The sequence below is a fragment of the Gemmatimonadaceae bacterium genome (assembly GCA_035633115.1).
In the GTDB taxonomy this organism is placed as follows: Bacteria; Gemmatimonadota; Gemmatimonadetes; order Gemmatimonadales; family Gemmatimonadaceae; genus UBA4720.
In genome coordinates, this window is sequence record DASQFN010000106.1 from 16,125 (window position 1) to 35,005 (window position 18,881).

Consider the following 18,881-nt stretch of genomic DNA (forward strand, 5'->3'; position numbering starts at 1 on the left):
ACCCGTCAGTTTACCAGTCGTATAGCGCACGATAGAACGCGCGATTCCGAACAACTCCCCGTACATAATCCCGAGTCTCGACGTACGGGATCCGCTCCGTGAACATCTCCGGATCGCTGGCACCCGCTTTTCGTACCCACCGATTAACCCGCGACTCGCCAGCATTGTACGCCGCGAGAATCTGGACAACCTCGCGATTGCCGCGGAACAATCCCGCAAGGTGCGCCGTTCCGAGGCGAATGTTCATCACGGGCTCGTAAAGCCGGTCCGCATTGAGCGCGGGAATGCCGCGTGAGCGCGCCAGAGCGCGGCCGATGTCCGGCATCAGCTGCATCAGCCCGCGCGCACCAACTGGCGATGTCGCTCTCGGGTCGAAGCTGGACTCCGCCCTGATCAGACCAGCGACAAGCGCTGGGTCCAGCCCGTTCGCGCGCGCGCTGGAGTCCAGCGCTTCGCGCTCGACCACCGGGTACATGAGCCGATAATTCTGGGGCGTCGGCCCGATCTCGCTGACGGCGCGGCGGCCGAGCGTGATGCCGCGCTGCGATTGCTCACCACCCCTGAGAGCGCGCGCTGTCGCGACCAACCGATCCGGAGATTTCGTCGCATCGCTGAAGAGCTGGTCGAACTCGAGCTTCGCCTCGGTATCCATGCCGACGTCCTGCAGCATCGCAATGCGCTGAGTCGCTTCCTCGACATCGCGCACTCGCGGGTAGCTGTCGGTCCGGCTGCTGTCACGAAGCAACGGCACTCTCAGACGGCGCGAGCTCAGGACCGAGTAGTACGACGCTCCGTCTCGCGCCATCACCGCTCGCCAGTGCGCCTCGGCCTTCGCCTTGTCACCGCGCTTTTCCCACGCGCGGCCCGCCCAATAGGTTGCCGCTAGAGCGTCGTCGCTCTGCGGATAAAACTCGGAGAGAGAGTCGAGCTCTGCGGCGGCGGCTGCGTAATTCCGTGACACATACGCTATCAGTCCCGCTCGGAAGAGAGCGGTGGGCGCGTGTCGTGATCGCCGAAATCGCTGCACGATCGTCTTGAGCGTCGCGCGTGCATCGGCATCGCGCAGCTCATCGCTCGCGAGGTCGGACAGCAGCAACAGTGCGGACGCCGAGCTGGTATCAGCGGGAAAAGCCGTAGTGATTGCACGCAGTGCCGCCCGGGCTTCGCTCCCCCGCCCCATCGCGAGCACCGCACGCGCACGCTGATAGCGAGCCGCGGCGACAAGCGGCGCCGGCGAAGTGACTTTTGCAAACTCCGCCGCCGCCTCGGCGTCCCGATTCAACCTCGCGAGCATCATCCCATCCGCAAAATGATCCTCGCTGTTGCCGAGTCCGGCGCGGAATGCGGCGGCGTAGCCAGCGACGGTGCGTGCGGTAGACCCCGCGTGATACGCAGCGCGAGCGAGCGTGAGCTGCTCAGACGGAGAGGCCTGCGGGAACAGCTTATCGAACAACGCTACGCCGTTGCGTGCGCCCTCGCGGTCGGGCCGGCTCGCGAGATAAGCGATGAGCTGGCTGCGCGCCTGAGCCATTCTCGCAGCGTCCGTCGGGCGAGCAGCAGTCAAGCGAACCGCGTCGATCTTCATCCCCGCAGCTTCATAGGCGCGAATGGCTGCGTCGATGTCCCCCGCTCGCTCGAGGGCAATCGCTTCAGTCGGTGCCTTTCGGGTTTTCGCCACGTCTGTCTCGAGCTTGCGGTAGTATTTCTGGCGGTCGGAAGCATCAGTCGTGACCCCGGCGGCGCGGAGGTAAAGCCAGTCGCTGATCGGCTCGAGATTTTCCGAGGCGGATTCGTACAGCATTTTCGCGCTGTCGAGCTTGTCCGCACGATCGAGTGCGCGCGCGCGCAGAACCAGCTCGCGATCGGCCGGCGGCACCACGTGCGGGATGCTGTCGGCCGCTGCCTCCGCGGCGGATGCATTGTTCGTCCGAGACGAGGATGACTTGTCACCGCAGCCGGCTGACGAAAGCAGTAGCGCGGCGAAACAGAAGAGCGGTGCTAGCGCCAACGGCTGTGTGCTCCCCGCAATAGCTCGTCCGAGCCAGGCGGTCCCCAGGTTCCGGCGGGGTACTTTGGAATGTCGCGCGGCTTCCGCCGCTCGAGATACTTGAGGAGCGGATCGATGAGCTGCCAAGCGGCTTCCACTTCGTCGCTTCGCGTGAAAAGCGTCTGGTCGCCGATCATGATGTCAAGCAGCAGAGTCTGATACGCCGGCGGCGTCTCGGCACCGAATGCTTCCGCGTACGAGAAATCCATGTCCACCGGTGCGATCTCGAGGTGCGGTGTCAGCTCGTTCTCTGCCCCCGGTGTCTTCACGTTGAAGCGCAGGGAAATCCCCTCGTCCGGCTGCACGCGCATCACGAGAGTGCTCGGACACTTGTCGGCGAGCTCGTCCTGACCGAACAGGAGCACGGGGGGCGACCTGAACTGAATCGCAATCTCCGAAGTTCGCTTCGCGAGACGCTTGCCCGAGCGCAGATAAAACGGGACGTGCCTCCATCGCCAGTTGTCGATGGTAAACCTTATCGCGGCGAATGTCGGCGTCGTCGACTTCGCGGCAACGTTCTTTTCTTCGCGATATCCGGGAACAGGCTCACCTTTCAGCTCGCCTGGGGCATACTGGCCAAGCGCAACCGGTGGGTCCCCGTTGCCCACAAGGGGTCGCACCGACCGGAGCACCTTGACCTTCTCATCGCGCACCTCGTCGCCGTTGTACGCGATGGGCGGCTCCATGGCTGCAAGCGACAACAGCTGAAGCAAGTGGTTCTGGAACATGTCGCGGATGATCCCGGCTTCCTCGTAGTACTTGCCGCGCGTCTCGATTCCAGCCGTTTCCGCGACTGTGATCTGGACATTCTTTATATACTGCCTGTTCCACAGCGGCTCGAAAATAGGATTCGCGAAGCGCACGACGAGGATGTTCTGAACGCTCTCCTTCCCCAGGTAGTGATCGATTCTGTAGATCTGATGCTCATGCAGACGGTCGAGCACCACACGGTTCAGCTTCTGCGCGCTCGCCAGATCTCTCCCGAACGGCTTCTCGATAACAACGCGTGACCAGGGCCGCTCGTCGGGCGGTTTCATGCAGGGCGTCAATCCACTGGACGAGAGATGTTCCACGGTCGTCTCGAACACACTCGGTGGAATGGCGAGGTAGAACATTCTGTTGCGGTTGGCCGTTGTAACTCCGGCCTCGATTTCCTCGAGGCAGCGTGCGATGCTCTGATAGACCTCGGAAGTCGAAAGGTCGCCGGCGGTGTATCGAATGCGCTTCGAGAGCCACTCCCACGCTTCGTTGTCGAGTGATTTGATCTCGTCCGACCGCTCCAGGGCTTCACGCATTGAAGCCGCGAAAGCGCTGTCCTCCATCGGGTCGCGACCAACGCCAAGAAGCGCGAACGTCTCGGGCAGGAGGTGCTGGGCGGCGAGATAGTAGATCGCCGGCATCAGCTTGCGATGCATGAGGTCGCCGCCGGCGCCCAGAATTACTGCGGTGCATGGGTCGGTGCGCTCCCGCTTTTGCGCCATGCGGAAGCGCTTGCCCGGAACTGCTGTGACGTGTGGCGTCGTCATGCCTTCTTTACCGCGTGACCGCCGAATTCGTTGCGCAGAGCGGCGATGACCTTCGCACCGAAAGAGTCGGACTGGCGCGAGCGGAGGCGCGCGAGCAACGAGAGTGTAATCACAGGCGCCGGTACGTCGAGGTCGATTGCCTCCTGCACGGTCCACCTGCCTTCGCCTGAATCCTCTACATATCCCTTGAGCGCATCCAGGTTCGGATCCTTTTTGAACGCACGCTCAACCAGCTCATTTACCCACGAGCGCACGACGCTCCCGTGATTCCAGACAGCCGCGATCCTCCCCAGATCGAGCTTGAAGTCCTTCGAGGCGTGCAGGATCTCGTAGCCTTCGGCATACGCCTGCAGCATTCCGTACTCGATGCCGTTGTGGACCATCTTGACGTAATGTCCGGACCCCGGCGGCCCCATGTGCGCATAGCCATCCTGCTGCGCGAGTGACTTGAAGATCGGCTCGCAGACGGCGAAGGCTTCGGGAGAAGCGCCGATCATCAGGCAGTAGCCGTTCTCGAGACCCCAGATTCCGCCGCTCGTACCCGAGTCCACGAAATGAATGCCCTGGCTTTCGAGCTCGGCGGCGCGGCGCATCGTGTCGTGGAAGTTTGAATTTCCACCATCGATTATCACGTCGCCCTTCGCGAGCCCCGGGATAAGCGCGCCAATCGTGTCATCGACAGGCTTTCCCGCAGGGACCATGATCCATACGACGCGCGGGGAGGTGAGCTTCGCCACTACGTCGGCAGGCGCGGTCGCTCCCTGGGCGCCCAGGCCAACGTACTTCTGCACCGCCTCAGCGCTGCGATCGAACACGACCACGCGGTGGCCGTCCCTCATAAGCCGCTCCGTCATGTTGCCGCCCATCCGGCCCAGGCCGATCATCGCGAGTTGCATCGTCTACCCGTGTTGAATGTTGAGCTCGAGCCCTGACGCTGCGAGAGCACGCCGAAGCTGCTCCGCCGATTGAAACAGAATCACCTTGAAGCCAAACGCAGCCGCGGCCGCAATGTTCTCCTCGCGATCGTCGATGAAGAGGGATTGCTCAGCGCGCGCCGCAGTTACCTCAACGCATCGCTCGAAGAAATTCGGCGCGGGCTTCCGCACCCCGATCCAGCACGATGCAAGGAACGTGTCGAAAATCTCGGTCAAACCGAAGAGCCTCATGCGATAGCGACTGAGCTCCTCGGATTCGTTGCTCGCTATGCACATGCGAACCGATTTGCTCGCACACAGGGCACGGGCAACGGCAAGGCTGTGGGGAAAAGGCTTGCTTTGCCTGTACATAAAGGCCTTGAAGTCTTCGGGAGTGAAGCTCCGGGGCTTGATGAAAACGCTGCGATCGAGGTACTCGTCGAGCGTGAGCCTGCCTTCCTCGAATGCCGCGACAATCTCATCGTGACGGCGCGTGTAGTCGTCGAGATCGATGGCGAAGTGCGCCGCGGCCTCACGCCTATCATTCCTGTCCCAGCCATTCGTCGCCAGGACTCCGCCGATGTCGAAGAACACGTGAGTTATCGTCATTCAGCCGACGAGGACAGCGCGCGCCGGCGCGCCGTCGAGCCCCGCGAGTCGGAGTGGCAGACAGATGAGCTCGTATTCTCCGGGAGGAGGCTCGCTCAGATCGAGACCCTCGACGATGACGACGCTTTTCTCGAGAAGCGTGAGGTGCGTCCGATGATGCCCCGAGTGGAACTGCTCGATCGAGTAATAATCGATACCGACCAGCTCGACTCCGCGTCGCACGAGATACTCGGCACCGTCGGGGGCGAGATACGTGTAATCCTTCACGAACTCCGGCCGCCGGAGCAGGGAGGAATTCCGCGTCTTCAGAAGAACACGCGTGTGCGAGCCGATCTCCTGCCGCTCGAGGTCCGCGGCACCGATGGACATGAGATCATCGCCGAATGCGAGCAGAATTGCGCGCCCGATGAGCCGGTCGAGCGGAATTCGATCGACGGTCTGCCCATCGTCGAAGAAATGCTTCGCGGCGTCTACGTGCGTACCGGTGTGCGATCCGAGGGCGACGGAGGACACATTTGCCCCGGCGCCCCTGGAGATTGCCTGCTGTGCCTCGATTGTGATCTCCGGATTCCCGGGATAGACCACGCCGCCGGCTTGAACGGGCGTCGAAATGTCGTAGATGCGGGTCATGCGGCGATGGACAGAGGCAACCCTCGTTCCATCGCTGATTTCAGGACGGGAGACTGGTTGACTGGCTCACGCTCAGAATGAAGCGCGGTATCTCCGCCCGGAAGTTGTTGCCGTCGGCCGAGAGGAAGTTGTAGTGGCCTTCCATGAATCCCTCACCCGACTTGAGGATGCAGAAGCTCTGATACTCGTGAATGTTGCCGGGAGCGAGAATCGGCTGCTCGCCCACTACGCCCTCTCCTTTCACCTCGATGTCCTCGCCCGCGGCGTCATGGATCAGCCATCGCCGCGACATCAGCTGCACTACCCGCGCGCCGACATTCTCGATCCGCACGAAATACGCGAACACGTAATGCTGTTGCGAAGGCTCGGACTGATCGCGCAGGTACATCGGGCGGACCGTGATGCGGATGCCGAAGGTTTCACGGTAGAAGAGCGGTGTAGCTGTCATCGTACAGACATTATACCAAATGGACAGGCAGATAACCGCAACCGAGAACTACACGCGACCCGCTGGACGCTGCCCGCTAAGCGCTGCTCGCTGACTACGGGAAAGCACAGCCGCACGCCGTGCCGTTCGACCCGAGTGCTGTTCCGTTTCAGCGAGCAGCGGACAGCGATCAGCGATTAGCGGGTAGCGTGTAGTTTTCAGTTACTGGTACCTATCCGATCTCATTTTACCAGAGGGTAGCCCGCACCGCCTCCGGCCGTACCATCGGATCGCCCGGCTTACAGCCAAATGCCTTCGCGAATTCCGGCATGTTCGCGAGCGGCCCGTTCGTGCGCCAGCGCCCCGGCGAATGCGGATCGGTATTGATGCGAACCATCTGGTTCTGGGGTGTGATGTTCTGCCGCCAGATCTGCGCCCACGCCAGGAAGAAGCGCTGCTCCGGCGTAAACCCGTCGATCAACGGCTTCGGCTTGCCCGCAAGCGCCTTCTGGAGCGCCGCGTAGGCGACTGACAAACCTCCGATGTCCGCGGCGTTCTCGCCAACGGTCAGCTTTCCGCTCACGTGTATCGTGTCGAGCACAGTGTAAGCGTCGTACTGGTTCACAATCAGCGTCGTGCGCGTCTTGAACTTTTCGAGGTCCTCCGCGCTCCACCAGTTCTTGAGATTCCCCTGGGAATCGAACTGCGCGCCCTGGTCATCGAACCCATGCCCCATCTCGTGACCGATGACGCTTCCCATCCCGCCATAGTTCACGGCGTCGTCGGCCGTCGCCGAAAAGAACGGCGGCTGGAGAATTCCCGCGGGGAAGACAATCTCGTTCAGCTGTGGATTGAAGTACGCGTTGACGGTTGGCGGAGTCATCCCCCACTGTGTCCTGTCGAGCGGCTTGCCGATTCTCGCCAGGTCGCGGCGGTTCTCGTAGACATTTACCGCGACGACATTGTTGAGGAACGGACCAGGCTGGATCTTCAGCGTCGAATACTCACGCCAGGTGTCGGGATACCCGATCTTCTCGGCGAACGCCTCGAGCTTGACGATTGCCTGCTTCCGCGTTGTCTCTCTCATCCATGGAAGCGTGGAGAGCCGCTCGCGGAAAACGGCTTCGAGATTGTGGACCATCTCGAGCGCGCGAGCCTTGGCCGTTGGCGTGAAGTACTCGGCGACGTACGCCTGACCGAGCGCGTCCTGCAGCCCCGCGTCTGTCCCGCGCGTGCATCGCTTCACGCGCGGCAACACCTCCTTTGCACCGCTCAGCGTGCGGGAGAAGCTGAACTCCTCGTTCACAAACGCGGAGCTTAGGTACGGGGCTGCACCGCGAATCACCTTCCAGCTGAGGTACGCTTTCCAGTCTGCCAGCGGCGCATTACCCATCAGGCTGTCCACCGCTGCCAGGAACTTCGGGCTCTCGACGTCAACCGCCGGGACGCCCGGGGCGCCGATGTCCGTGAAGTAGCGGGTCCAGCTGAAATTGGGCGTCATCGACGCGAGCTGGGCGGGAGTTCGGAAGTTGTACGTTGCCACGGGATCGCGCCTCTCAACCCGCGTGAGTGACGCGCGGGCGAGCGCAGTCTCGAACGCAATCACGCGGCCGGCGTCAGCGGCAGCCTCTGCCGGCGTTTTCCCAGCGAGCTGGAACATCTTGCCCATGTGCTCCAGATAATTCTTGCGGATTGTCGCAGACGCCTGGTCCGTTTTCGTATAGTAGTCGCGATCCGGAAGTCCGAGGCCGGCCTGACGCGCTCCGCCAATGACTGAAGTGCTGTTCCTGGCGTCCTGAGTAGCGCCGAAGTTGAACACCACGTTCACTCCTTCGAGGTGGAGCTGTGCTATCTCGCGCTGAACACCTGAGCGATCGGTGATCGCGGCGATTCGGGCGAGGCGCGGCCGCAGGGGCTCAGCACCTGCCTGCTCCGCGGCTGTCGAATCCATGCACGACGAGTAGTAGGTGCCCAGCATTCTGTTGGCGGCCGAGCGATTGGCGCTCGCGTCGGCGGCCGCGCGCTCGAGAATCTTCGTCAGCTCGCTCTGATTCTTTTCCTCGAGCTCGTTGAAGCTTCCCCATCGGGAATACGCCGCGGGAATTGGATTGTTCTTTATCCATCCGCCGTTCGCGAACTGGTAGAAGTCGACGCAGGCGTTTGCGGTGCGGTCGAGGTTGACGGGGTCGAGTGGCACCGTCTGCCGATATGTCCCCTGCGCGCCGGCTGTCGCGGTGACAGTGAATGCGAGAGAGACGAACGCAAGTTGCCTTGCGATGCAGCGCATGGCTCTTACTCCACGATGAAGGTCGGCTCGAAACGTGTGTGTCGGTATAGCCGAAGTTGCAGCTTCGGTTCACGCCAGGTAAGACGAGCTCAGCCGCGGGATCGTTTGCGAGTGCGCTTTCGTCGCCTGCGGCGAGGTTTCATGATCGTCCCGCGACATTTCGGCGATCCGCAATGGCATTCGTAGAATTTTTCATCATCCGCCGAGCCCGTTCGCTCGTACTCATAGTCGTAGGCGAGCTCCACGCCCGGCTGGATATTCCTCTTCGCGTAAATCCAGATCGTTTCTTTCTCGATCACCGCTTCGCAGTTCGGGTCGCACGAGTGATTGATGTAGCGCGCGTCGTTGCCCTGGCTGTTGCCGTCGACGACCGTCTTCTTGTCGAGCGTGAAGAGGAAGGTGTGATGCCGCCGCATCGACTCGTCGTCGTACCGGCGATCAGACTCGGCGTTCGAGATGCGCTCACCCGCGTACTCGATGATTTTCTGACCCGGCCTGATTCGTTTTTTTGCAAAGACGCCGCGCCCCTGGATGCTGGAGCGGCGGATCTCGTACAAGTCGCTGTTTTTTCGCTGCCTCCCTGCCATGTACGCGCCGCTACCGGAGAATTGCAGGGAGAATCACTCCGCGACAATCACCAAACCCGATCCCTGGCTGCCCGCTCTTGCCCATTTGTCCCCGCACGATCACTTCGTCACCATCCTCGAGAAATTTTCGCGTCTCTCCCGTCGGAAGCTCGAGGGGTTCGGCGCCGCGGCGCGTGAGCTCCAGCAGGCAGCCCATTTCCTCCCGTGAGGGTCCAGACACCGTTCCGCTCGCCAGGAGATCCCCCGTTCGGAGATTGCACCCGTTGCTGGCGTGGTGTGTCAGCATTTGCGCCGGCGTCCAGTACATCCGCGAGAAAGGTGCCCGGCTCAAGAGCATCGGGAGAACGTTTTCCTCGCGCATCCGGGTGGAGGACAGATAAACCTCGAGCGTCGCGTCGAGACCGCCCTCACGATCGTTTTGTTCTGAAGACAGGTACTCGAGCGGAGCAGGGTCGCCGTCGGGCCTCGTCAACGCGGCGACGCGGTGCGGCGCGACAGCCTCCGCCGTCACCACCCAGGGTGACACTGTCGTCGCGAAGTTCTTGGCTAGAAAAGGACCCAGCGGCTGGTACTCCCAGGACTGGATGTCGCGGGCGGACCAGTCGTTCACGAGACAGTAGCCGAAAACGTGGTCCTCCGCATCGCTCAAGGGAATAGCCTTGCCGAGATCGTTTCCGCGCCCGACGAAGAAGCCCATCTCCGCCTCGTAGTCGAGCATCCGCGAGGGACCAAACACCGGCGCCAAAGCGTCCGCAGCGAGTGTCTGTCCATGCGGACGGTGCACAGGTGTCCCGCTCACCACGATCGACGAAGCGCGCCCGTGGTAGCCTATCGGCACATACTTGTAATTCGGGAGAAGGGGATTGTCGGGACGAAACATTTTCCCGACGTTCGTCGCGTGGTGGATGGACGCATAGAAATCGGTGTAGTCGCCTATGGCGACTGGCAAGCGGAGCTCGGCGAGATTCATAGGAACAAGGATGCTCTGACTGCTCGCCTCTGCCTTCGCGGCGATATCGGAACCCGCGCGCAGCAGCTCGCTCAACGCCGATCGCAGCGCCGATCTCTCGGCCTGGTCGAGCACCATCAACGCATTGAGCGAGGAGCTCCGACATGCGACCGTAGCAGGTGAAGTCGGAAGCAAGCCGGCGGTGACGGCGGCGGTCACATCGAGAATCGAATCGCCGATCGCTACTCCCACCTGCGCGGAGATTTCAACAGCGCCCGAGCGTGTGAAAATCCCGAACGGCAGGTTCTGAATCGGAAAATCGGTATCGGGTGAGTTGGCGGAATCCAGCCAGCTGCTGAGCTTCGGATCGTGCGTTTCGTTCATTGGATTCATATGAGATGCAGCGCGCGCGCCTCATCGACGGGCTCGCGAAAGGAACACGACCCGAACGAAAGAGCAAAATGTGATCGCGTCTCTTTCAAATCTGCCTTCGACAGCACGTGACCGCGCCAGGCAACGCTGTCGTCGGTCAAATCGAATGCGCCTGGAGATTGCTCCTCCAGCAGCACTCTCGCTTCAGTCTCCGGGAGTCCTTTTCGGATGAATGCCGCAGAAAAAAACAGATTCAGATAGCCGTACATCGGCGCACAGGGACTGTCGGGCTCATACGTCAGCGGATAATCGGAGCGGATGAGATGATGCAGGCCGGCAGTCGCCTTGAATGGAACACGAGCGCGGTCGCACGCCGCGATGAAGTGAATAACGCGTGCGGAGGTGGGGAAAGCCGCCTCGGTTACGCCACCCGTCCGGATCTTTGCCGCTGCGTTCTGAAGCGCAACCTCCCGAATCAACGGATCATGATCGGCATCGGGCTCGATCTCGAAGAACAGTCGAAACGATCCCGAAAAATGACGAGCCGCCTGCGCCACGTCGCCCGTTAGTCGCGCGTGCATCTCGACGGAATCGCAGACCGCATGTCCCGCGTTCGATCGTTCAGCATGAATGGAATTGAGCTCGAGAATTGATCTGGCGTCGGACGCTGTATCGTCGCCGACGAGAACGCTCAAGCGCCAGGGCGCCGACCCGCTGTGACGAGGCAGGAAATCGCGTGCAGCATCGGTGAACTCAGCGAGCCGGGATGCCGGCACGACGAGCCTGCCGAGCAGATCGCTATCGGGCCCTGACAGGTACTCGGCGTAATTGGCGACAACGGCCGCCATCGGCAGCGACGCGGGAGGAAACAGGCCGGCGTAATCAATGATCTCAGCCAGGAAAGAGCGGATCGAGTTCATGCGTCCGCGAAATCTACTGACCTCCTGCCGCAGGTACGCTCAGTCGCTGAAACGACATGTGAGAGGTGCCGTAGTAAGGAAAGAGGACTTTACCAAACGCTTACCAGCATTCCGACATCCAATCCAGCCCGCGCGGCAGCACACGCTAGCGCGCGGGCACGGTAGTAACTAGAGGGTCCGCCTCAGGACTCCACAAGCGACGCGTGCACCGCTGTTCCCCGACGGTTGGGTTACCTCGTCGTCCGGGGCAGCGTGAATCACGATGGAGCTTCCATCCGCGTCGAACAGCGACGTGGACCCGTCTGTCAGCGTTGCCCGGTCTGTCTCGAACCCTGTATCCGCGCGGCCGTCCGCACCAACCGTGAGGTTCGGTGCGTCGCCGGCGTGTGGCCCCGACGGATGCTTCAGCCCGTGCTGCCGTCCGATGGGATTGTAGTGCGCCCCGGCGCTCGAGAACGCCGTTGCCCCGCCTCCTTCACACTTGGCTACCGCGTGAAAGTGTATTCCATGCTCTCCCGGAGTGAGATCGCGCAGCTGCAGTCGCACATGCACCACGTTGTCCGTGCCCTGCCACAGCTCCGCAGTTCCACGCGCTTCTCCCGTTGGGCTTATGAGAGTCGAAAAGGCAAGGCCTATATGGTCCAGGGGCGAAGGCGCGTGCGCACACCCGGCGACTCCGGCGACGGTCACCAAGGCGGCTAAGGCGGGGTAGCGGGACACCGACCAGGCGTGACGGGGCATTTGATCTCCGGGCTGGTGGAGGATTTCGACCTGCACTGAATTCAGCATTCGACAAGCAAGGAACGGGCTCAGCGCGTCGCTGGCGGATAAGCATTGTTCCCGCCAATTTCGCCTCCATGGCGCTCCGCGTGAAGATCTGTTGCATGGCGAGCATCGAGGAGGCACACGCGGCGATACGGCTCGGCGCAACGGCAATCGGGCTCGTTTCCCGAATGCCCAGGGGGCCGGGGCCAATCGAAGAAGCGCTGATCACGCGCATCGTCTCGGCCGTGTCCCCTGCGATCGAGACATTTCTCCTGACGTGTGAAACGTCAGCAGATGCAATCGCGGCGCAGCAGCGCCGAACCGGCGCGGGCACGCTCCAGCTCGTGGATGCCGTTGAAGATGGCGCACACCGCGCGCTCCGCGCGGAATTGCCGGACACCAGGATCGTGCAGGTCATCCACGTGACGGGAGAAGACTCAGTGGATGAAGCGCTGGCCGTCGCGGCGGACGTCGACGCGCTGCTCCTCGACTCGGGAAATCCCAAGCTCGTTGTGAAGGAGCTCGGTGGAACCGGCCGGCGTCACGACTGGGCGCTGAGCCGGCGCATTGTTGACGCGTCGCCGGTCCCGGTCTACCTCGCCGGCGGACTGAATGCCGGGAACGTGCGCGAAGCGGTTGAGACCGTTGGGCCTTTCGGAGTCGATGTCTGCAGCGGGGTCCGAACCGATGGGAGACTCGATGAGGCCAAGCTCGCTCAGTTCATGAGCGCAGCTCTCGGCTAGACGACACAAAGCTAATCCTAAAAATCACAGATCCGAGACTTGGGATCTCGGATCTGTGACTTCCTAGGTTTCTTGTGTCGTTAGTCGACGATGGCGGTGAGCTCGACATCGATTGAGATCTTGATCTCATCTCCGACGACGACCCCTCCTGCCTCGAGCACCTGGTTGTAGGTCAGGCCGAAGTCCCGCCGATCGAGCTTCGTCTGCGCGCTGAAGGCCGTGCGCAGGTTGCCCCACGGGTCGCTGCCCTCGCCTTCCTTCGTCACGTCGAGAACGATCTCGCGCGTTACGTCCCTGATCGTCAGATCACCGAACAACCGAAACTTCCTGTCGGTATCGCCTTCCACGCGCTTCCCGCTGAAGGTGATCACCGGCCACTTCTCGGCGTCGAAGAAATCAGCCGAGCGAAGGTGCGCGTCGCGCTGCTCCTGCCGCGTGTCGATGCTGGCTGTCTTGAGCGTGACATCGACTCCTACCGCCCTCGGATCGTCCGGATCGACCGTGACCGTACCGGCCACTTCTCCAAAGCGACCCTTTACCGTCGAGATCATCAGATGCCGGACGCCGAACTCGATGTTGCTGTGCGCGGCGTCGATCTGCCACCTCGTGGCGACTTCGTTGATTGGATGTGCAATCGTGGTTGTCATTTGAATTGCTCCGTGCCAATGGTGAATGTTTGAACAACTATTGACCGTTGTATTATCTGCTACTGCATAGTGCATATATGAATTATACTGACAAATAAAAACGCCTATTTGATCGCTCCCAGGGCTGCCTCCAGGCCCGTTCGCTCCCTTGCAGTGAGGCTCGAGGCAAATTCCGATTGCACGCGCTTCACCGCACGATCGCCGGCACGCTGCTGCTCCCTTCCCTTTTCCGTCAGCTCAGCTTTCACGCTACGCCGGTCGGCCGGATCGTCGAGCCTGTTCACCAGACCGTCAGCTTCGAGGCGGTCGATCAACTGGGTCATGTTCGACCTCACGCAGCTCAGCCGCGCCGCGAGCTGACTCAATGTCAGAGGCTCACCTGCCTGAGCGAGCTCGGTCAGAGCGCCCTGCTTGGCCAGCGATAGTCCGACCTTGCCGAGCGCGAGCTCGATCCGCTCCTCTATGAGGTGCGCCGCGTGCATCACCGAAAACGTCCAGTGGGGCCCTGCGGATGTCTCAGGCTCGGCGACGGTGGCTTTATCGGTATCGTTCATGTATGGATAATATGTTCTAACACGCTTCATGTCAAGCCCGAACTCGGACGACCGCCGACCCCCGCGGCACGCCAGGACGCCTTCGCCGCGATTGCGAGTGCGCCGACCGCGGCCAGCGCACAAACCACGATGCGTCCGCTACCATCCTCTCCCACAGGGTGGCGTCAAGCCTAAGGGGCACTTACCCTAGCTGCGACGGGTACTCAAACGCCGAATCCAATGCTCCTGCCCGAGCCGAAACAATTCTCGCCGCCCGACGCACTCATTCTCCGCCGGGATCGGGCGGAGCGCATTCTCAACGGACTGCGCGCCGGGGTTCTATGCCTCCTCGGCGCTGCCGCTCTGGCCTATGCGCCGAGCCTCTCGCCCGAGCTGAATCGCGCGAACGTCCTGCTTCTGATCCCGACGCTTCTGTGGACCGTCGGTCAGTACGTTCTGTGGTATCGGCGGCCGGCCCTTCCCGATTGGCTTTCGCTTGCAAATGCCGTCATCGACGTTACGGCGGTAACGGCGATCATCGGCGCCTACGCTATTGCCGAGTCCGGCGTACTCGCGCTCAGGTCGCCGATCTTTCTCATGTACTTCGTGGTTCTTGCCGCGCGACCGGTCGCGTCGTCGGTGCGGCGGGCTGGAGTTGTGGGGGTTCTCGCGGTCGTGGAGTACACCTCCCTCGTTGTCTGGCTGTTTGCAACCAACCGGATCGCGCCGGTCATGAATCCGATGGAGGCGATCTTTGCCTCCCGGGTGAGTCCGCTCGATGAAGCAGCCAAGATCCTTCTCCTCGGCATCGGTGGGATGCTCGCGACTTATGGAGCTTTCTGGGTGGAGCATCTGGTACTGGAGTCGAGTAAGGAATCCTCCGAGCGACAGCGGGTGGCAACGCGTCTGGTTCAGGCTGAGCTCGACACGCTCAAGCTGCAGCTCAGCCCGCACTTTCTCTTCAACGCTCTCAACAGCGCTGTCGCGCTGATTGGGAGCGACCGTCTGGCCGCCGAGCGGATGGTGGCCGAGCTCAGCGACTTCCTGCGCCTGGTTCTCTCGGGTTCGATGGAGCACGAGGTCCCTCTGGAGCGCGAGCTCGAGCTGCTCGAGCGATACGTGCGAATTCAACGCGTGCGCTTTCAGGACAAGCTGACTGTCGAGTTCGACATCAGCGACGAGGCGCGACGCGCACTGGTGCCCAGTCTCCTGCTCCAGCCGCTCGTCGAGAACGCAGTTCGCCACGGCATCGGTCCGCGCGCCACACCCGGACATGTCTGGGTCTCGGCGCACCGGGTTGGGGACTCTCTCGAGATCGAGGTGCTCGACGACGGCGTGGGGCCGTCGCCGCGCCGCTCGCGCGAGCGATCCCGCGGAACGGGACTCGGTCTCGCGAACACGGCCACGCGTCTCATTCATCTTTACGGCGACAATCACGAGTTCCAGGCTGGGCCTCGTGAAGGTGGCGGCTTTGCCGTGAGGCTCGTGATGCCATTTCGTCTTCGGTCGAGCCCCGCGGACGCCGAGCCTGTGGTCGCCGCGTGAAGCCCGCCCCCGCGGCTGCCGGAGTCAGTCCGATGCGCGTACTGATCGTCGACGATGAGGCTCTCGCCCGCCGTCGCATGCGCTCACTCCTTGCCGCTGTGCCGAATGTCGCAGTGCTCGGGGAGTGCGAGACAGGCGCGGAGGCTGTGACGGCGATCCGCGACCTCCACCCCGATCTGGTTTTTCTCGATGTGCAGATGCCGGAGCTCGACGGCTTCGACGTGATTGCGGCGGTGGGGCCGGAAAAAATGCCGCCGGTGATTTTTGTAACCGCGTTCGACGACTACGCGGTCAATGCGTTCGACGTCGGCGCAATCGACTATCTGCTGAAGCCGGTGGATCAGTTTCGGTTCAATCAGACGCTCGAGCGCGCAAAGAAGAGGGTCGTTGGTCGCCGCAGCCAGGCGGAACTGGCTGCACGGCTGACAGGTCTGCTCGACCGCGTAGCTCGCGCCGACGTCAGCGATGACCGCATCGGAGTAAAGGTCCAGGGCAAGATCGTCTTTCTCGACGCCGACGAGATCTACTGGATTCAGGCACGCGACGATATCGCGCGGGTGCATCTCGTCGACAGTGCGTACGACGTTCGCGAGCCGCTGACACACCTCGAAGCGCGACTTCCCGCGAACCGGTTCCTTCGCGTCCACCGCTCGGCCATCGTGAACACCTCCAAGGTGCGGGCGGCCGAGCCGTTCGACCAGGGCGACCAGCTCCTGATTCTGAGAAACGGCAAGCGAATCACGACCGGGCGCAGCTACAGGAAGGCGGTAAAGGAGTTTCTGCGCCGGGCGACCTGAAGCAATCACACCCGGGACACGCGATTCAGCCGGACGCCTGCGGGTGAACTGTGAACTCGACAGTTGTACCAAGGCGGTCAAGGCACCAGTTTCCCCCCTGTGACTGACGCGAACCAGGGCAGCCCGGCGGACCTCCGGGCAACACTCGAGAGGACGCTGGGCGACACCTACGCATTCGAGCGGGAGCTCGGTGGCGGAGGGATGAGCCGCGTATTCCTTGCGGAGGATCGCGCGCTCGAGCGCCGAGTCGTCGTCAAGGTGCTCAAGCACGACATGGCGGAGGGGGTAAGCGTCGACCGATTCCGTCGCGAGATTCAGCTCGCGGCGAAGCTGCAGCATCCGCACATCGTTCCCCTGCTCGCGTCCGGCGAAATCGCTTCGACTCCCTACTTCACGATGCCATTCATAGAGGGGGAATCCCTTCGTGCCCGGCTTTCGCGTGAGGGTGAGCTGCCAGTCAACGAAGCAGTCCGCATTCTGCGCCATGTAGCAGCCGCGCTTTCTTACGCGCACAAGCACGGCGTCGTCCATCGCGACATAAAGCCCGACAATGTGATGCTGGCCGACGAGTTTGCTCTCGTCACCGATTTCGGTGTAGCCAAGGCGTTGAGCGCATCCGCTCCCACGGCGACTACCGGAGGGGGAGGGCTTACATCTCTTGGCCTCGCGATCGGGACTCCTGCCTACATGGCGCCGGAGCAGGCGGTTGCCGATCCCAACGTAGATCACCGCGCGGACATCTACTCGTGGGGCATCATGGCGTACGAGATGCTGACCGGGTGGCCTCCGTTCAGTGGAATGTCGGCGCAGGCGACACTGGCGGCGCAGGCGATCCAGAAACCGGAGCCGATTCAGACGAAACGGCCAGGATTGCCGCCCGTTCTGGTTGATCTCGTGATGCGGTCACTCGAAAAGCGACCGTCGGATCGTCCGCAAACCGCGGGCGAGCTGTTGCAGGGACTCGACCTCGTGGCGACGTCGAGTGGAGGAACCGCGGCGACGGCCGTGCTGCCGGCCGCTCGGCGACGCCCCTGGTTGCCTCTCATTATCGGAGGTGCCGCAGTCGCGATCGCGGCAATTGCCCTGTTCGCCTGGAGAGGGAGCCGTTCGTCCCCTGAACTGCCGGCTGCATCCGCACCGGGTGGAACGCCCGCATCCACGGCAATCAGTTCCGTAGCCGTATTGCCGCTCGAGAACCTTGGCGGTGACACTGCCGACGTTTACTTCAGCGACGGAATGACGGACGAGCTGGCAAACGCTCTCGCCAAGCTTCCCGGTCTCAAAGTCGCCTCACGCACTTCTGCTTACTCGTTCAAGGGAAAGAACGCTGATCCGGGAGTCATTGGTCGCGCTCTCAAGGTTCAGGCGCTTCTCGGCGGTACGGTGCGACGCGCAGGAAATCAGCTGCGTGTGACGGCCCAACTCACGAACGTGTCCGACGGCTTGTTGATCTGGGCTGAGACTTACCAGCGCGAGGCGAAGGACGTATTCAAGGTTCAGGACGATATCGCCGGACATATTGCCGACGCCCTGAAGCTTCGGCTCGGCACGTCGGCGGCGCAGGTGTCCTCTTCGTCGAGAGGCACGGAGAATCTCAAGGCTTACGACCTTTACCTTCGCGGGCTGCACTTCTGGAACAGACGCGGCGGCGACAATCTGCGGAGAGCAATCACATACTTCGAGCAGGCGGTCAACGCCGACCCGAATTACGGTCGCGCGTATGCAGGAATCGCCAGCGCGTACGCGCTTCTTCCCGAATACACCGATTCCGCCCCGGCCGACGCTTTCGAGCGCACGCGTAGTGCAGCGAGCCGGGCGATTGCACTCGACAGCGGACTTGCCGAGGCATACACCGCGCTTGGCCTGGCGTCGGTTCACGCCTGGGACTATATCGGAGCCGAGAAGCAGTATCGCATGGCGCTCGCGTCAAACCCGAGGTACGCGACTGCGCATCAGTGGTACGGCGAATTGTTGTACCAAACGGGCCGGGTGGACTCCGCAATCGCGCACACTCGTCAGGCAACCGAGCTCGATCCGTTGTCCCTGGCCGCACAAGGCGCGTTTGGCTATGCGCTCTGCCTCGCGGGCCAGTATGATGAGGCGATCCGGGGTATAAAGCAGGCGCTCGAGCTAGCGCCAACACTCGGGGTCCTGCACTGGACGAGCGGGCTTTGCTACTCGTTCGATGGTCGACATGCGGACGCGATTCGGGCAATCGAGACCGCCGCGCGGCTCGAGCCCGGTCGCGCGCTGCTTCAGGCGGAGCTGGCGTACGCATACGGGCTCGGCGGACAACAAGACCGCGCGCGCGCAATCCTTACAAACCTTGTTGCCCGCACCGATCGTCGAGATTCGTTTCCGCTGGCTGTCGCTCGCATGGCTGTGCGCGACTACGATGCCGCCTTGACGGCGCTCGAACAAGCGGTCGAGCGGCGCGAAATCGGCCTGAGTCAGCTCTCGATGGTGATGGATCCGAAATGGCACCCGTTGCGGTCGAACCCCCGGTTCACTCGTATACTCGAGCGGATGAACCTTGCGGAGTGGGCGGAGAGGATGAGGCGACGCTAGCGGTCCGCAGAGTCG

The 18,881-nt window shown here is 62.2% G+C and carries 17 protein-coding genes; 4 read left to right on the forward strand and 13 right to left on the reverse strand.

All coding sequences use genetic code 11. The features are described 5' to 3' along the window. Nucleotides 1-10: 10 nt before the first annotated feature. The 11 genes from VES88_13950 to VES88_14000 all read right to left on the reverse strand — a co-directional run bounded on the left by VES88_13950 (nucleotide 11) and on the right by VES88_14000 (nucleotide 12,009). On the reverse strand, nucleotides 11-2,008 hold the full coding sequence (locus VES88_13950; protein HYN82593.1) for a transglycosylase SLT domain-containing protein: 1,998 nt from the start codon (nucleotides 2,006-2,008) through the stop codon (nucleotides 11-13). Next, nucleotides 1,999-3,573 (reverse strand): glucose-6-phosphate dehydrogenase, encoded by a 1,575-nt coding sequence (gene zwf / locus VES88_13955; GenBank protein ID HYN82594.1) that lies wholly within the window; start codon nucleotides 3,571-3,573, stop codon nucleotides 1,999-2,001. The genes VES88_13950 and zwf overlap by 10 nt, the downstream gene beginning before the upstream one ends. Then, a complete protein-coding gene (gene gnd, locus VES88_13960) occupies nucleotides 3,570-4,469 on the reverse strand; it encodes a decarboxylating 6-phosphogluconate dehydrogenase (protein HYN82595.1) in 900 nt (299 codons plus the stop codon). Before gnd ends, zwf begins: the two co-directional genes overlap by 4 nt. 3 nt (nucleotides 4,470-4,472) lie before the next feature. After that, the gene (locus VES88_13965; GenBank protein HYN82596.1) at nucleotides 4,473-5,096 is read right to left on the reverse strand and encodes an HAD family phosphatase; all 624 of its coding nucleotides are present in this window, start codon (nucleotides 5,094-5,096) and stop codon (nucleotides 4,473-4,475) included. Continuing rightward, nucleotides 5,097-5,726, reverse strand: a complete 630-nt coding sequence (locus VES88_13970; GenBank protein HYN82597.1) for a cyclase family protein — start codon at nucleotides 5,724-5,726, stop codon at nucleotides 5,097-5,099. Nucleotides 5,727-5,766: 40 nt separating this feature from the next. Next, nucleotides 5,767-6,174 (reverse strand): Co2+/Mg2+ efflux protein ApaG, encoded by a 408-nt coding sequence (gene apaG / locus VES88_13975; protein HYN82598.1) that lies wholly within the window; start codon nucleotides 6,172-6,174, stop codon nucleotides 5,767-5,769. Between the two features lie 226 nt (nucleotides 6,175-6,400). After that, nucleotides 6,401-8,440 carry a M13 family metallopeptidase gene (locus VES88_13980; protein ID HYN82599.1) on the reverse strand — a complete coding sequence of 680 codons (2,040 nt, stop codon included), beginning with the start codon at nucleotides 8,438-8,440 and terminating at the stop codon, nucleotides 6,401-6,403. A gap of 89 nt (nucleotides 8,441-8,529) precedes the next feature. Beyond that, nucleotides 8,530-9,027: an SET domain-containing protein-lysine N-methyltransferase gene (locus tag VES88_13985; protein HYN82600.1), complete on the reverse strand. Its 498-nt coding sequence runs from the start codon at nucleotides 9,025-9,027 to the stop codon at nucleotides 8,530-8,532. 10 nt (nucleotides 9,028-9,037) lie between these two features. Next, nucleotides 9,038-10,360, reverse strand: a complete 1,323-nt coding sequence (gene fahA / locus VES88_13990; GenBank protein HYN82601.1) for a fumarylacetoacetase — start codon at nucleotides 10,358-10,360, stop codon at nucleotides 9,038-9,040. Nucleotides 10,361-10,365: 5 nt separating this feature from the next. Next, complete coding sequence (locus tag VES88_13995) at nucleotides 10,366-11,268, reverse strand: hypothetical protein (protein ID HYN82602.1); 903 nt, start codon at nucleotides 11,266-11,268, stop codon at nucleotides 10,366-10,368. Nucleotides 11,269-11,436: 168 nt separating this feature from the next. After that, the gene (locus VES88_14000) at nucleotides 11,437-12,009 is read right to left on the reverse strand and encodes a superoxide dismutase family protein (GenBank protein ID HYN82603.1); all 573 of its coding nucleotides are present in this window, start codon (nucleotides 12,007-12,009) and stop codon (nucleotides 11,437-11,439) included. Nucleotides 12,010-12,125: 116 nt separating this feature from the next. On the opposite strand from VES88_14000, the gene VES88_14005 reads away from it, so the two are divergent. Beyond that, nucleotides 12,126-12,776 (forward strand): phosphoribosylanthranilate isomerase, encoded by a 651-nt coding sequence (locus VES88_14005; GenBank protein HYN82604.1) that lies wholly within the window; start codon nucleotides 12,126-12,128, stop codon nucleotides 12,774-12,776. Nucleotides 12,777-12,856: 80 nt separating this feature from the next. Here the strand turns inward: VES88_14005 and VES88_14010 are convergent, their stop codons facing one another. After that, nucleotides 12,857-13,423, reverse strand: a complete 567-nt coding sequence (locus VES88_14010; GenBank protein HYN82605.1) for a YceI family protein — start codon at nucleotides 13,421-13,423, stop codon at nucleotides 12,857-12,859. Nucleotides 13,424-13,527: 104 nt separating this feature from the next. Beyond that, nucleotides 13,528-13,977: a MarR family transcriptional regulator gene (locus VES88_14015; GenBank protein ID HYN82606.1), complete on the reverse strand. Its 450-nt coding sequence runs from the start codon at nucleotides 13,975-13,977 to the stop codon at nucleotides 13,528-13,530. Nucleotides 13,978-14,196: 219 nt separating this feature from the next. Here VES88_14015 and VES88_14020 point away from each other — a divergent pair, with 219 nt between their 5' ends. The 3 genes from VES88_14020 (at nucleotide 14,197) to VES88_14030 (ending at nucleotide 18,866) form a co-directional block, all read left to right on the forward strand. Next, on the forward strand, nucleotides 14,197-15,501 hold the full coding sequence (locus VES88_14020; GenBank protein ID HYN82607.1) for a histidine kinase: 1,305 nt from the start codon (nucleotides 14,197-14,199) through the stop codon (nucleotides 15,499-15,501). Then, nucleotides 15,498-16,298 carry a LytTR family DNA-binding domain-containing protein gene (locus tag VES88_14025; GenBank protein HYN82608.1) on the forward strand — a complete coding sequence of 267 codons (801 nt, stop codon included), beginning with the start codon at nucleotides 15,498-15,500 and terminating at the stop codon, nucleotides 16,296-16,298. Before VES88_14020 ends, VES88_14025 begins: the two co-directional genes overlap by 4 nt. 99 nt (nucleotides 16,299-16,397) lie before the next feature. Beyond that, nucleotides 16,398-18,866: a protein kinase gene (locus VES88_14030; GenBank protein HYN82609.1), complete on the forward strand. Its 2,469-nt coding sequence runs from the start codon at nucleotides 16,398-16,400 to the stop codon at nucleotides 18,864-18,866. Nucleotides 18,867-18,881: the final 15 nt, after the last annotated feature.

Coding starts and splice junctions, on each gene's coding strand:
- VES88_13980 (HYN82599.1), bottom strand. CDS start 8,440: ATGCGCTGCATCGCAAGGCAACTTGCGTTCGTCTCTCTCGCATTCACT.
- fahA (HYN82601.1), bottom strand. CDS start 10,360: ATGAACGAAACGCACGATCCGAAGCTCAGCAGCTGGCTGGATTCCGCC.
- VES88_14010 (HYN82605.1), bottom strand. CDS start 13,423: ATGACAACCACGATTGCACATCCAATCAACGAAGTCGCCACGAGGTGG.
- VES88_13965 (HYN82596.1), bottom strand. CDS start 5,096: ATGACGATAACTCACGTGTTCTTCGACATCGGCGGAGTCCTGGCGACG.
- VES88_14015 (HYN82606.1), bottom strand. CDS start 13,977: ATGAACGATACCGATAAAGCCACCGTCGCCGAGCCTGAGACATCCGCA.
- zwf (HYN82594.1), bottom strand. CDS start 3,573: ATGACGACGCCACACGTCACAGCAGTTCCGGGCAAGCGCTTCCGCATG.
- VES88_14020 (HYN82607.1), top strand. CDS start 14,197: ATGCTCCTGCCCGAGCCGAAACAATTCTCGCCGCCCGACGCACTCATT.
- VES88_13970 (HYN82597.1), bottom strand. CDS start 5,726: ATGACCCGCATCTACGACATTTCGACGCCCGTTCAAGCCGGCGGCGTG.
- VES88_14005 (HYN82604.1), top strand. CDS start 12,126: ATGGCGCTCCGCGTGAAGATCTGTTGCATGGCGAGCATCGAGGAGGCA.
- apaG (HYN82598.1), bottom strand. CDS start 6,174: ATGACAGCTACACCGCTCTTCTACCGTGAAACCTTCGGCATCCGCATC.
- VES88_14000 (HYN82603.1), bottom strand. CDS start 12,009: ATGCCCCGTCACGCCTGGTCGGTGTCCCGCTACCCCGCCTTAGCCGCC.
- gnd (HYN82595.1), bottom strand. CDS start 4,469: ATGCAACTCGCGATGATCGGCCTGGGCCGGATGGGCGGCAACATGACG.
- VES88_13985 (HYN82600.1), bottom strand. CDS start 9,027: ATGGCAGGGAGGCAGCGAAAAAACAGCGACTTGTACGAGATCCGCCGC.
- VES88_13995 (HYN82602.1), bottom strand. CDS start 11,268: ATGAACTCGATCCGCTCTTTCCTGGCTGAGATCATTGATTACGCCGGC.